The sequence below is a fragment of the Peribacillus sp. FSL M8-0224 genome, assembly GCF_038003055.1.
GTDB classification, from domain to species: domain Bacteria; phylum Bacillota; class Bacilli; order Bacillales; family DSM-1321; genus Peribacillus; species Peribacillus frigoritolerans.
Genome location: NZ_JBBOOJ010000001.1, coordinates 5,416,849 through 5,430,657, shown reverse-complemented (window position 1 = coordinate 5,430,657; position 13,809 = coordinate 5,416,849). Strand labels below are relative to the sequence as shown.

Genomic DNA, 13,809 nt, shown 5'->3' with positions numbered 1-13,809 from the left:
CACCTTTGCTATAGTATCATTATAAGTCGGATACTGTCAACTTCTTTCAAAAAAATAATTCAAGCAAAAGGTTTTCCTTACATAATTCTATTAAGATTTTCAATTTGCCCAAACGGAAATTATCAAATTCTCATAGGCTTTTCAGCCGGCCATGAGTAATAAGAGAGACCAGCTCAATAAATTCTGATCCTTCATCTCCTCCAATAGGAAACGGGAGTGTGGTTTTCAGTTTAAATTATTGAGCTGGTCCTTTTTCCATTAATCCACTGTTACTGTATCGGCACTTTCGTCAACAACGACAGGGTTTGCTTTTCTGTATCTAAGCATTCCTGTTCCTGCAGGGACAAGTTTACCGATGATGACATTTTCTTTAAGCCCAAGCAATTCATCACGTTTTCCTTTTATTGCTGCATCAGTCAAGACTCTAGTTGTTTCTTGGAATGACGCGGCGGACAAGAAGGAATCCGTTTCAAGAGATGCTTTTGTGATACCTAGCAATACAGGACGGCCTGTAGCCGGTAATTTGTTGGTCAGCAATGCATCAGTGTTTGCAGTAGTGAACTGGTTGACATCCAATAATGTTCCTGGAAGCACTTCAGTTTCGCCTGCATCAAGCACACGGACTTTACGCATCATTTGTCTAACCATTACCTCGATGTGCTTATCACCGATTTCAACACCTTGCATCCGGTATACTTTTTGAACTTCATGAAGCAGGTATTCCTGAACAGTAAGCACGTCTGTAACCTTCAGCAATTCTTTCGGATCGATGGAACCCTCTGTCAACTCTTCACCACGACGGACAGGTGTATCAACAGTTACTCTTAAACGTGCTGTGTACGGCGCAGTATATGTGCGTGATTCAACAGCACCTTGAACAACGATTTCCTGTTGTTTATCCCTAATTTCATTGATGGAAACAATCGTTCCTTCAATTTCGGAAATGACAGCTTGACCTTTAGGGTTTCTTGCTTCAAATATTTCTTGGATACGAGGAAGACCTTGAGTGATATCGTCCCCAGCAACCCCACCTGTATGGAATGTACGCATCGTCAACTGTGTACCAGGTTCTCCGATTGATTGAGCGGCAATGATACCGACTGCTTCGCCCACTTCAACTTCTTGACCGGTAGCCAAGTTGCGTCCATAACATTTTTTACATACACCATGGCTGGTGTTACATGTAAAGGCAGAACGGATCCATGCTGTTTCGATTCCAAGTGATTCAATATAGTTAGCAAGATCTTCAGTAATAAGATCATTTTCAGCCACGATTACTTCATTTGTTTCTGGATGTCTGATCGCTTTTCTTGCATAACGGCCAACTAGGCGCTCTTCAAGATGCTCAATTATTTCAGTACCCTCTCTCAAGGCTGAAATTTTCAAGCCGCGGTCCGTTCCACAATCGTCATCACGGATGATGACATCTTGGGCAACGTCAACAAGTCGACGGGTAAGGTAACCGGAATCGGCCGTTTTAAGCGCTGTATCGGCAAGACCTTTACGCGCACCATGTGTAGAGATGAAGTACTCCAACACGGTTAAACCTTCACGGAAACTTGATTTGATCGGTAATTCAATGATACGTCCAGCCGGGTTGGCCATCAAACCACGCATACCAGCAAGCTGCGTAAAGTTGGAAGCATTACCACGGGCACCGGAATCACTCATCATGAAGATCGGGTTGCGTCGGTCCAGGGAGTCCATAAGTTTGGACTGAATGGTATCCTTGGCAGCACTCCAAATCGAAATGACGCGATCATAACGCTCATCCTCAGTAATAAGACCGCGTCTGAATTGTTTCAAGACGTTATCCACTTTGGTTTGAGCCTCAGTAATGATTTCTTGTTTTTCTTTTAAAACGACAATATCAGCCACACCAACGGTAATACCAGCTTTTGTCGAATATTTAAATCCAAGATCTTTCATCCGGTCAAGCATTTTGGATGTTTCGGTAATTTTAAAGCGTTTAAAGACTTCCGCGATGATATTTCCAAGAATTTTTTTCTTGAAAGGATCGATAGCAGGTTGGGACTTAATCAATTCAGGGATATTAGCGCCCTTTTCCACAAAATATTTCTCTGGAGTTTTGGTTTCCAGATTATAACGTGTCGGTTCGTTAATATACGGGAATGATTTAGGTAAAATTTCATTGAAGATCAATTTTCCAACAGTCGTAATCAGAAGTTGGCCGTTTTGTTCTTCAGTGAATGTTTCATTATTTAGTGACGATGCATGTACGGCACAACGGGAATGTAAGTGTACATATCCGTTTTGGTATGCAAGTAATGCTTCACTTGTATCTTTAAAGATCATACCCTCACCGATAGCGCCTTCTCTTTCCAATGTTAAGTAATAGTTACCTAATACCATATCTTGAGAAGGTGTAACGACAGGTTTACCATCTTTAGGGTTCAAAATGTTCTGTGCTGCAAGCATAAGCATGCGTGCTTCGGCTTGTGCTTCAGAAGATAGAGGAACGTGGACCGCCATTTGGTCACCGTCAAAGTCAGCGTTGTAAGCTGTACATACGAGCGGATGCAAACGAATTGCGCGACCTTCAACCAACGTTGGTTCAAATGCTTGGATCCCAAGTCTATGAAGAGTCGGTGCACGGTTCAATAGTACTGGGTGTTCTCTAATAACTTCTTCTAGGACATCCCATATTTCAGGAGATAAACGTTCAATTTTGCGCTTAGCGGATTTGATGTTATGCGCTAGACCTCTTTGAACAAGCTCCTTCATTACGAATGGTTTGAATAATTCAATCGCCATTTCTTTCGGAAGACCACATTGGTACATCTTTAAGTTTGGTCCGACTACGATAACGGAACGGCCAGAGTAATCAACACGTTTACCAAGAAGGTTTTGACGGAAACGGCCTTGTTTACCTTTTAACATGTGAGATAAAGATTTTAACGGACGGTTACCTGGTCCAGTTACCGGACGGCCACGACGGCCATTATCGATAAGAGCATCGACAGCTTCTTGCAGCATACGCTTCTCATTTTGAACGATAATGCTTGGTGCTCCAAGGTCCAGTAATCTTTTCAACCGATTATTACGGTTGATAACACGGCGATATAAATCATTTAAATCAGATGTGGCAAAACGTCCTCCATCAAGTTGAACCATAGGACGAAGCTCCGGTGGAATGACCGGAAGCACGTCAAGGATCATCCATGAAGGCTCATTTCCGGAGTTACGGAATGCTTCAAGCACTTCCAAGCGTTTGATTGCACGGGTTCTGCGTTGTCCTTGAGCTGTTTTAAGCTCCTCTTTCAACGACTCTACTTCCTTTTCCGTATCAATATCTTGTAAAAGTTTTTTAATAGCTTCCGCACCCATGGCAGCTTGGAATTTCTTACCGTATTTTTCACGGTATGTACGATATTCCTTTTCAGAAAGAAGCTGTTTCTTTTCTAAAGTTGTATCGCCCGTTTCAGTTACTACGTAAGATGCAAAGTAAATAACTTCTTCCAAAGCCCGTGGAGACATATCAAGAACAAGTCCCATACGGCTAGGAATTCCTTTAAAATACCATATGTGTGAAACTGGTGCTGCCAGCTCAATATGACCCATACGCTCACGACGCACCTTAGCACGGGTGACTTCAACGCCACAACGGTCACAGACTACGCCTTTATAACGAACACGTTTATATTTTCCGCAATGACATTCCCAGTCCTTTTGAGGTCCAAAAATTCTCTCACAGAATAAACCGTCTTTTTCTGGCTTTAACGTACGATAGTTGATTGTTTCTGGTTTTTTAACTTCTCCATGGGACCAAGAACGAATCTTGTCTGGTGAAGCAAGACCAATTTTCATATACTCAAAATTATTAACGTCTAACAAGGGGCCTACCTCCCTTTTAATCTCCAGGTTTAACCCTTGATTGCCGTCACGTTATGAGGCAATCTTACACCGGATGATGGTTGATTGAATCAATAAGGCTCTAACAAGGCAGCATGATTTTCTAATGAACATCTTGCTGCCAGTCAGAGCAGGTAATATATTACTGGATATGTTTATATTTAATTTTATTCTTTGACAGGTGCCCCTACTTCGGAAGCAACCATATCTTTGGTTTCTGAATCAAGGCTTAATTTGTCTGCTTGGTTGGCTTCATCTTCATCTTCCAAATCACGCATTTCGATTTCACGATCTTCGGCATTGAGGATTTTAACATCCAATCCTAAACTTTGAAGCTCCTTAATCAATACTTTGAATGACTCAGGAACACCTGGTTCAGGGACATTTTCACCTTTGACAATCGCTTCGTACGTTTTAACACGACCCACGACATCATCTGATTTAACGGTTAGGATTTCTTGTAATGTATAAGCGGCACCATAAGCTTCAAGTGCCCATACTTCCATCTCACCGAAACGCTGTCCACCAAATTGCGCTTTACCACCAAGTGGCTGCTGCGTAACAAGGGAGTAAGGTCCAGTTGAACGTGCATGAAGTTTATCATCGACCATATGCGCCAGTTTGATCATGTACATGACACCAACTGATACACGGTTATCGAATGCTTCACCTGAACGGCCATCATAAAGGACAGTTTTTGCATCACGGGACATCCCGGCTTCTTCAATTGTACCCCAAACGTCTTCCTCAGTGGCACCATCGAATACAGGAGAGGCTACATGAATGCCAAGTGCGCGTGCAGCCATACCTAAGTGTAGCTCCAACACCTGACCGATGTTCATACGTGAAGGTACACCCAATGGGTTTAACATGATGTCGACTGGAGTGCCGTCCGGTAAATAAGGCATATCTTCTTCAGGAAGAATCCTGGAGATTACCCCTTTGTTACCATGTCGTCCGGCCATTTTATCGCCTTCATGGATTTTACGTTTTTGAACGATATATACACGTGCGAGTTGGTTTACACCAGGAGGCAGTTCATCGCCGTCTTCTCTGTTAAATACTTTAACATCAAGAACGATTCCTCCGCCGCCGTGAGGTACACGAAGTGATGTATCCCTTACTTCACGTGCTTTTTCACCGAAGATTGCATGTAATAGACGTTCCTCAGCAGTCAGTTCCGTTACACCTTTAGGCGTGACTTTACCAACGAGAAGGTCTCCGTCTTTCACTTCAGCACCCACACGGATAATTCCGCGCTCATCAAGATTACGAAGCGCATCTTCCCCTACGTTAGGGATATCACGGGTGATTTCTTCAGGCCCTAATTTTGTATCGCGTGATTCAGATTCATATTCTTCAATATGAATGGAAGTGTACACATCATCTTTAACCAATCGTTCACTCATGATGATGGCATCTTCATAGTTATATCCATCCCATGTCATGAAGGCTACCAATACGTTACGTCCAAGTGCCAACTCACCTTTTTCCATTGAAGGACCATCAGCAAGAATTTCACCTTTTACGACGTTGTCGCCAACACTTACGATAGGGCGTTGATTATAGCACGTTCCTTGGTTGGAACGAATGAATTTTAATAGACGATATTTATCAAGATTTCCTTTTACTTGCTGCCCGTCTACTTCACTTACCCTACGTACCCATACTTCACGTGATTCAACGTGCTCTACGATACCTGGGTGTTTACAGATTACGGCAGCACCGGAGTCCTTCGCTGAAACATACTCCATACCCGTTCCTACCCGAGGGGCTTCCGGTTGAAGCAAAGGAACTGCTTGACGTTGCATGTTCGCTCCCATAAGGGCACGGTTGGAGTCATCGTTTTCCAAGAAAGGAATACATGCAGTCGCGGCAGATACAACTTGTTTAGGAGATACATCCATGTAATCTACGCGGTCACGCGGAACAACGGTATTTTCACCGCGGAAACGTGCAACAACATCGTTATCAAGGAATGAGCCGTCATCCGACAGTCGTACATTCGCTTGGGCAACTACATAGTTATCTTCCTCATCAGCTGTTAAGTAATCGATTTGGCTTGTAATTTTACCTGTTTCAGGGTCCACACGGCGGTATGGTGTTTCAATGAAGCCATATGGGTTAACCTTTGCAAAACTGGATAACGAGTTAATCAAACCAATATTCGGTCCCTCAGGCGTTTCAATCGGACACATGCGGCCATAGTGGGAATAATGAACGTCACGTACTTCAAAGCCAGCACGCTCACGTGTCAGACCACCAGGTCCCAATGCAGATAGACGACGTTTATGCGTCAACTCAGCCAACGGGTTCGTTTGATCCATGAACTGGGAAAGCTGTGAACTTCCAAAGAACTCTTTAATGGATGCAATGACCGGGCGAATGTTGATTAGTTGCTGTGGAGTGATTGTGTTCGTATCCTGAATGGACATTCTTTCACGGACAACACGCTCCATACGGGATAAGCCAATTCTGAATTGGTTTTGCAGCAATTCACCAACGGAACGCAAACGACGGTTACCTAAATGGTCAATGTCATCCGTGATTCCCACACCATGCAATAAATTAAAGAAATAACTGATGGAAGAAATGATATCAGCCGGTGTAATGTTTTTGACCTGGTCGGTCACATAAGCATTACCGATGATATTGATCACTTTTTCGCCTTCAGCATCGTTTGGTGCAAACACTTTAATAGGTTGAAGAAGAGTTTCTTCCTCTACTACACCACCTGATGGATGGAATGTTTTGAATCCTATTCCACCTTCGATATGAGGCAGAATCCTATCAAGAGTCCGACGATCAAGCATTGTACCTTTTTCAACAATGATTTCTCCCGTTTCAGGATCAATCAAAGTCTCTGCAATACGTTGTCCGAATAAACGGTTCTTAATATGCAGTTTTTTGTTTATTTTATAACGGCCTACATTAGCTAAATCATAACGTTTCGGATCAAAAAAGCGTGATACTAAAAGACTTTTCGCGTTTTCGACAGTAGGCGGTTCACCTGGGCGTAGACGCTCATAGATTTCTAGTAATGCTTTTTCCACACTCTCGGTGTTATCCTTTTCAAGAGTGTTGCGAAGGTATTCGTTGTCACCGATCAAATCGATGATTTCTTGATCTGTTCCAAATCCAAGGGCACGCATCAATACCGTGATCGGTAATTTCCTGGTGCGGTCGATTCGAACATACACAACATCCTTGGCGTCTGTTTCGTATTCGAGCCATGCGCCACGGTTAGGAATAACGGTCGCAGAGAACCCAAGCTTACCGTTTTTATCCATTTTCCCATTGTAGTAAACACTCGGTGAGCGCACTAATTGGGATACAATTACCCGTTCAGCACCATTGATGACAAATGTACCTGTTTCAGTCATCAGCGGGAAGTCGCCCATAAATACATCCTGGTCTTTTACTTCCCCTGTTTCTTTGTTAACAAGGCGCACTTTCACACGAAGTGGTGCAGAATACGTAACATCGCGTTCTTTTGTTTCTTCCACAGAATACTTCGGCTCAGCTAAGCTGTAATCGATGAATTCTAACGATAAATTACCTGTAAAATCCTCAATAGGAGAAATGTCCTGGAACATTTCCTTTAAACCTACATCTAGAAACCATTGATAAGAAGCTGTTTGAATTTCAATCAGATTCGGAAGGTCCAAAACCTCACTGATTCTTGCATAACTTCTACGTTGGCGGTGTCGTCCATACTGAACAAGTTGACCTGTCAACTGATTCACCCCTTAAATCAAGCGTTATAAGGATCCATTTGCCTCGGAAAAGGAATCATTTCCATAGACAAAAAGAAAATGGTTTTTATTTTAAAAACCACTATTTCTCATAAAACGAACTATTATTTATATATTTTTCCCATATTATCCATTGATTATACACCAATGGTATAAAAATTGCATAGTTACGGAATTATATATATGCATTTTATAATACTAACATAGCGAAAATTTAGAGTCAAACCTTTTTGGATAATAGTATATAGTAACCTTTTTTCTTAACGGGCACTTCAATATTTCCAAATAATTGCTCCATTTTATCCATTGCGGATGGAGCCCCTTGTTTTTTTTGAATGACAACCCATAATTCTCCACCAGCTACCAAACTGCGATAGCTTTCTTCTAAAATTTCGTGGACTACACTTTTACCTGCGCGAATGGGAGGGTTCGTAAGAATCGCTGCGAATTGATTGGAGGCAACTTTGTCAAAACGATCGCTTTCGTAAATATTCACATTTGCGATCCCATTAGAAGCAGCATTCTCTTTTGACAATTCAACTGCCCGGCTATTTATATCAATCATTTCTATCGTTCTATCGGGATAAGCTGCCGCAATCGATATTCCGATCGGTCCATACCCGCAACCAACATCGAGAATATTTCCTTCCACAGCTTCATTAAGGTTAAAACTCTCAACCAAAAGACGCGATCCGAAATCAACTTCCTTTTTCGAAAAAACACCATTATCACTTTTGAAGCGAAATGTACGTCCCTTTAATGTGAAATCCCAAAATTTCGGATTGCTTACGACATCCGGTTTATGTGAGTAGTAATGCTCTGTCAGAGTCATCTCCCCCTATCAGAAAGGAATATTGAAGATTTAATGAGAGAAGAGAATTGAAGAATGGATGCTTGCACGCCGGAATGTTCCAGTAACGATTTCCTCGTTACCAAACCATTAACGGCCAGTTCCCGTCATTTCTTTAAAAATGAAGAAAAAAAGCCCGCCAATGATAGCGAGCTTTTTGTTTATGCAAGATTACTTAACTTCAACGCCAGCTCCAACTTCTTCAAGTTTAGCTTTGATTTCTTCAGCTTCTTCTTTAGAAGCAGCTTCTTTAACTGCTTTTGGAGTGTTGTCAACAAGTTCTTTCGCTTCTTTAAGTCCAAGACCTGTAACTTCACGTACAGCTTTGATAACTTTGATTTTTTGATCTCCAGCAGATGTAAGGATTACATCAAACTCAGTTTTTTCTTCAGCAGCAGCGCCACCAGCAGCAGCTACAGCTACAGGTGCAGCAGCAGTTACGCCAAATTCTTCTTCGATTGCTTTTACAAGGTCGTTTAATTCTAAAACAGTCATATTTTTAACTGCTTCAATGATTTGATCTTTAGTCATTTTTATTTCCTCCTCGAAATGGTTGGTTTTTTTTTGAATCAGTAGGCTATATAAGCGGTTAGCTTACGCGCCTTGTTCCTCTTTTTGCTCTGCAACAGCTTTTGTAGCAAGAGCAAGTCCGCGCATAGGTGCTTGAAGCACGCTGAGTAGCATTGAAAGTAGGCCTTCGCGTGAAGGTAGTTCTGCAAGAGCTTTAATTTCTTCAGCAGTTGCAACATTTCCTTCGATAACTCCAGCTTTGATTTCTAACGCTTCATGTTTTTTCGCAAAATCGTTAAGGATTTTTGCTGGCGCAATAACATCTTCAGTTGAGAATGCAATTGCGTTTGGTCCTGTTAATGATTCGTTCAAAGCGCTAAGTTCAGCACTTTCCGCAGCACGGCGAGTCATAGAGTTTTTGTAAACTTTAAACTCAACGCCAGCTTCACGAAGTTGCTTACGAAGTTCTGTTAATTCAGCAACAGTCAATCCACGGTAGTCAACAACTACTGTTGATTGGCTTGCAGTTAATTTATCAGTAATCTCAGCAACGATTTTTTGCTTTTGTTCAATAATTGCGTTCATCCTTACACCTCCTGTAGATTTGCTTGAAAACATTTATACCGTTTCAAAGAAAAAGCCTTCATCTCTATTGCAGACATGAAGGCAGTAATTTCAAAAGTCATAGTCAAGGACTATTATTATCGAATTACCTCGGCAGGGAATTAAGCTCGTAACGAGCACCTACTGTCTACGGTACAAATGATATTCATTTATTCACAACAAATCTTATTATAACAATAATAGTTTTGGAATGTCAATTATTTATTGAAAGTAGAAGGATCAACTTTCACGCCAGGGCCCATTGTAGTTGTTACAGAAACGTTTTTCATGTAAGTTCCTTTAGCAGCCGCAGGTTTAACTTTCATTAATGTATCATAGATAGTCGTGAAGTTTTCCACTAGTTTAGCATCCTCGAAAGATACTTTACCGATTGGAGCATGGATGTTTCCAGCTTTATCTACGCGGTATTCAACTTTACCAGCTTTGATTTCATTAACAGCTTTTGTTACGTCGAATGTTACTGTACCAGTTTTAGGGTTAGGCATTAATCCTTTAGGTCCTAATACACGGCCAAGTTTACCAACTTCACCCATCATGTCTGGAGTCGCAACGATTACATCGAATTCGAACCATCCTTGTTGGATTTTGTTGATGTAGTCAGATTCGCCAACGTAGTCAGCACCAGCAGCTTCCGCTTCTTTTGCTTTTTCGCCTTTTGCGAATACTAATACGCGTTGAGTTTTACCAGTACCATTCGGAAGAACAACAGCTCCACGAATTTGTTGGTCAGCTTTCTTAGGGTCTACGCCTAAACGGAAAGCAACTTCAACAGTCGCATCGAATTTTGCGAAGTTTGCTTTTTTAGCAACTTCGATTGCTTCAGTTACAGCATAAGCCTTAGAAACTTCTACAAGCTTAGCTGCTTCAAGATACTTTTTACCTTTTTTCGCCATGATATAAATCCTCCTAAATTGTGGTTTTAACGGAATGACCTCCCACGAATAAAGGTTGCGAGTATCAATCGCAACCCCGTAGAAACAAATAGCAATTACATGGATTAGTCTTCGATGACAATACCCATGCTGCGAGCAGTACCTTCAACCATACGCATTGCAGCTTCAACGCTTGCAGCGTTTAGGTCAGGCATTTTAGTTTCAGCAATCTCGCGCACTTGATCACGCTTGACTGTAGCAACTTTATTACGGTTAGGTTCACCAGAACCAGACTCGATACCAGCTACTTTCTTAAGCAATACTGCAGCCGGTGGAGTTTTTGTAATGAATGTAAATGAACGGTCTTCAAATACCGTGATTTCAACAGGAATAATTAGACCAGCTTGATCTGCTGTACGAGCGTTGAACTCCTTACAGAATCCCATGATGTTTACACCAGCTTGACCTAATGCAGGACCGACTGGCGGTGCCGGATTCGCTTTACCAGCAGGAATTTGCAATTTAACCATTTTAATTACTTTTTTAGCCACGAGACACACCTCCTTATAAGTCCGTGATGTGGTAATAGGGTAATACCCTCCCACTCATCTTGAATTCTTTATATATTAATAAAGAATGCTTGTATCGTTGAGGCCTAAAAATTGAAACATACTGACCTTTGAAATTTTACCACTTTCAAAAGGCAATTTCAAGTTTTTTTCCGTTTATAATTTTTCCACTTGATTAAAATCAAGTTCTACCGGTGTATCACGGCCGAACATATTGACTAGGACCCTTACTTTCCCTTTGTCTTTATCAAGTTCTTCAATCGGTCCTGCAAAAGTTGCAAATGGGCCTTCTTTAACTTGAACCGTATCACCGATTTCAAAATCAACTTCGATTTTGCTTTCATCTACGCCCATTCGTTTAAGAACGACTTCAATTTCTTCCGGAAGCAATGCAGTCGGTTTTGACCCAGCTCCAGACGAACCCACGAAACCTGTTACCCCAGGCGTATTCCGGACAACATACCATGAATCATCCGTCATGATGATCTCAACCAACACATAACCTGGAAACACTTTCTTTTTGGTCACTTTCTTTTTGCCATCTTTCACTTCTGTTTCTTCTTCTTCTGGAACTACAACGCGAAAGATCTTGTCTTCCATCCCCATAGTTTCAACACGTTTTTCCAAGTTAGCTTTAACCTTGTTCTCATAACCTGAATAGGTGTGAACTACATACCAATTCTTTTCCATGTGTTAGGACTTTAACGTCCTTCCCTCCCTGCAATCGATCATTTTCTTTATTAATCTTTATCTTTGAACGTTTTAGCCAAAAAACCATACAGGCGTCATCCCGAACTTAACTAGAATATATTGTGATGATTCATATTACAGCAGCACTCGTTTTTGAACTTCTTCACTTATTAAAAAAGACAAATTAAAAAACCCGTTTCCGGGCTTTTCTGCTGACACATATTATTCTATCACTATTATACCTTATTTTCGAATCTCTTATTCAATAACTAAGCGAATTAATTCGGAAATACCCAAATCGACCACTGTAAAGAATAAAGCCATAAATACTACAGTCGTTACCACCACGATTGTATATTTGGTAAGCTCCTTGCGTTTCGGCCAGCTTACTTTTTGCATTTCGCGAGCGACTCCGCTGAAAAATTCGGTAAAACGTTTCATGAATGTACCTCCAAGCATTAGAAGCTTCTGTCAATCTATTTATAAAACGGTTATTTCGTTTCTTTATGAATCGAGTGTGAGTTGCAAGTACTGCAAAATTTCTTGATTTCCAGCCGTTCGCCGCTTGTCGATTGTTTGCTCTCATAACTATAATTTCTTGAACCGCAATCGTTGCAGGCAAGAACTATTTTTTTTCGCATTAGATACACCTATCCTATCTACTATATCCATAAAACCTTATCACGACTGTTTTTTATTGTCAATATCAAAGCGGGTTTCACCCATTATGGACAACGTAAATCAAAACATCGGCTTGCATCTAAAAATCTTAGTGAATAAAAAAACTTCCATGTGGAGAAGGGACAGATGAAATTAAGCGGAAAAAGCGGAGGGATTATAAACTGATTTCCCTTACTTCCAGATAGCGCTCGAGCTTTCTTTTCACCCGCTGAAGGGCGTTGTCGATTGACTTAACATGCCGGTTCAACTCTTCCGAAATTTCTTGGTAGGTTTGTCCATCCAGGTAAAGAGCTAACACTTTTCTCTCAAGATCACTCAGGAGCTCGGCCATCTTTAATTCGATATCGTCAAACTCTTCTTGGTTGATGATCAGTTCTTCCGGGTCCAAAACCTTCGTACCCGATATGATATCCATTAGAGTTCGGTCCGATTCCTCATCATAAATTGGCTTGTCCAGGGAAACATAGGAATTGAGCGGAATATGTTTTTGACGTGTTGCTGTTTTGATAGCTGTAATGATCTGCCTCGTAATGCATAGTTCTGCAAATGCTTTAAAAGAAGATAACTTATCCCCTTTAAAATCACGGACGGCTTTATATAAACCAATCATACCTTCTTGCACGATGTCTTCCTTATCGGCACCAATCAAGAAATAAGTCCTTGCCTTCGCTCTTACAAAATTACGATACTTTTGGATCAAATAATCAAGCGCTTCACTGTCTCCAGTGTGCACCAACCCTATCAATTCATCATCCTCAAACTGAAGATACTTTTCGTTCAGCTTCATTCCGAATTTGAGACCCACATTATATCCCCCTGACCTGACTCAGATAGAAATATTATACAGCAGGTAAATTTTACCCGTCAATGGTTCAAATTTTACCCCGGCGCCATTTTTCGAAAATTTCTGCCACTTCTTCACTTAAAGGAATTTTAGCAACAGGTCTTATCGTTGTTGTTTTTCTTACATCTTTCTTGATTTCGCCTTGAATTTCTTCCATTTCAATTAGCAGTTCACGAGCGGATTTCCTTAGGGCCCCTTGGCCAAAGATCACCCACTGTTCCGTGAAGTCAGAGGTTGCCACTTGAATTTGCGTTTTGACATTATTCAGTTCGATGGCCATCTTTTCTATTCTTTCATCCGCAGTTTCATTTTCTTTTGTAAAAATTACGTCAACTTTGTGATTTTTGAATTTGCGGGCAATTCCCTGAACATATTGAGCATCAAATACGACAATTACACGGTATCCGGTAAATGCTTGATATTCCGCCATCATTTCTATCAATCGATCCCTTGCAGCAGCAAGATCCCGTTCTTTTAATTCTCTCAGTTCCGGCCAAGCTCCAATAATGTTATAACCGTCCACCAACAGAATATTCATTTC

12 protein-coding genes and 1 other annotated feature are annotated in these 13,809 nt (G+C 41.2%); all 12 genes read right to left on the bottom strand.

The genetic code is table 11. From position 1 onward, the window contains the following. Positions 1-258: 258 nt before the first annotated feature. Positions 259-3,855 carry a DNA-directed RNA polymerase subunit beta' gene (gene rpoC / locus MKX49_RS26450; RefSeq protein ID WP_053537043.1) on the bottom strand — a complete coding sequence of 1,199 codons (3,597 nt, stop codon included), beginning with the start codon at positions 3,853-3,855 and terminating at the stop codon, positions 259-261. A gap of 185 nt (positions 3,856-4,040) precedes the next feature. Further along, positions 4,041-7,610, bottom strand: a complete 3,570-nt coding sequence (gene rpoB, locus MKX49_RS26445; RefSeq protein ID WP_048677874.1) for a DNA-directed RNA polymerase subunit beta — start codon at positions 7,608-7,610, stop codon at positions 4,041-4,043. Positions 7,611-7,848: 238 nt separating this feature from the next. Continuing rightward, entirely contained in the window at positions 7,849-8,454 is a 606-nt protein-coding gene (locus MKX49_RS26440) for a class I SAM-dependent methyltransferase (protein ID WP_048677932.1), read from the bottom strand. 195 nt (positions 8,455-8,649) lie between these two features. Beyond that, positions 8,650-9,009 carry a 50S ribosomal protein L7/L12 gene (gene rplL, locus MKX49_RS26435; protein ID WP_289348369.1) on the bottom strand — a complete coding sequence of 120 codons (360 nt, stop codon included), beginning with the start codon at positions 9,007-9,009 and terminating at the stop codon, positions 8,650-8,652. A gap of 63 nt (positions 9,010-9,072) precedes the next feature. Continuing rightward, entirely contained in the window at positions 9,073-9,573 is a 501-nt protein-coding gene (gene rplJ, locus MKX49_RS26430; RefSeq protein WP_034305052.1) for a 50S ribosomal protein L10, read from the bottom strand. A 39-nt stretch (positions 9,574-9,612) separates the two neighbouring features. Then, positions 9,613-9,763 (bottom strand) — a sequence feature (ribosomal protein L10 leader region). A 46-nt stretch (positions 9,764-9,809) separates the two neighbouring features. Next, positions 9,810-10,505, bottom strand: coding sequence for a 50S ribosomal protein L1 (gene rplA, locus MKX49_RS26425; RefSeq protein ID WP_057276474.1), 696 nt, complete (start codon positions 10,503-10,505; stop codon positions 9,810-9,812). Between the two features lie 104 nt (positions 10,506-10,609). Further along, on the bottom strand, positions 10,610-11,035 hold the full coding sequence (gene rplK / locus MKX49_RS26420; RefSeq protein WP_034305057.1) for a 50S ribosomal protein L11: 426 nt from the start codon (positions 11,033-11,035) through the stop codon (positions 10,610-10,612). Positions 11,036-11,209: 174 nt separating this feature from the next. Next, the gene (gene nusG / locus MKX49_RS26415; protein WP_048677866.1) at positions 11,210-11,743 is read right to left on the bottom strand and encodes a transcription termination/antitermination protein NusG; all 534 of its coding nucleotides are present in this window, start codon (positions 11,741-11,743) and stop codon (positions 11,210-11,212) included. Positions 11,744-12,001: 258 nt separating this feature from the next. Then, the gene (gene secE / locus MKX49_RS26410; RefSeq protein WP_034305062.1) at positions 12,002-12,184 is read right to left on the bottom strand and encodes a preprotein translocase subunit SecE; all 183 of its coding nucleotides are present in this window, start codon (positions 12,182-12,184) and stop codon (positions 12,002-12,004) included. Between the two features lie 50 nt (positions 12,185-12,234). Then, the gene (rpmG, locus tag MKX49_RS26405; protein ID WP_072273931.1) at positions 12,235-12,384 is read right to left on the bottom strand and encodes a 50S ribosomal protein L33; all 150 of its coding nucleotides are present in this window, start codon (positions 12,382-12,384) and stop codon (positions 12,235-12,237) included. 194 nt (positions 12,385-12,578) lie between these two features. After that, entirely contained in the window at positions 12,579-13,211 is a 633-nt protein-coding gene (gene sigH, locus MKX49_RS26400) for an RNA polymerase sporulation sigma factor SigH (protein WP_094246690.1), read from the bottom strand. Between the two features lie 85 nt (positions 13,212-13,296). Then, the gene (locus MKX49_RS26395; RefSeq protein WP_289348366.1) at positions 13,297-13,806 is read right to left on the bottom strand and encodes an NYN domain-containing protein; all 510 of its coding nucleotides are present in this window, start codon (positions 13,804-13,806) and stop codon (positions 13,297-13,299) included. Between the last annotated feature and the right edge of the window lie 3 nt (positions 13,807-13,809).

What these genes read in the sequence shown, in the direction of transcription:
- rplL (WP_289348369.1), bottom strand. Translation starts at nt 9,009, where the DNA reads ATGACTAAAGATCAAATCATTGAAGCAGTTAAAAATATGACTGTTTTA.
- rplJ (WP_034305052.1), bottom strand. Translation starts at nt 9,573, where the DNA reads ATGAACGCAATTATTGAACAAAAGCAAAAAATCGTTGCTGAGATTACT.
- rplA (WP_057276474.1), bottom strand. Translation starts at nt 10,505, where the DNA reads ATGGCGAAAAAAGGTAAAAAGTATCTTGAAGCAGCTAAGCTTGTAGAA.
- nusG (WP_048677866.1), bottom strand. Translation starts at nt 11,743, where the DNA reads ATGGAAAAGAATTGGTATGTAGTTCACACCTATTCAGGTTATGAGAAC.
- secE (WP_034305062.1), bottom strand. Translation starts at nt 12,184, where the DNA reads ATGAAACGTTTTACCGAATTTTTCAGCGGAGTCGCTCGCGAAATGCAA.
- rpmG (WP_072273931.1), bottom strand. Translation starts at nt 12,384, where the DNA reads ATGCGAAAAAAAATAGTTCTTGCCTGCAACGATTGCGGTTCAAGAAAT.
- sigH (WP_094246690.1), bottom strand. Translation starts at nt 13,211, where the DNA reads ATGAAGCTGAACGAAAAGTATCTTCAGTTTGAGGATGATGAATTGATA.
- MKX49_RS26395 (WP_289348366.1), bottom strand. Translation starts at nt 13,806, where the DNA reads ATGAATATTCTGTTGGTGGACGGTTATAACATTATTGGAGCTTGGCCG.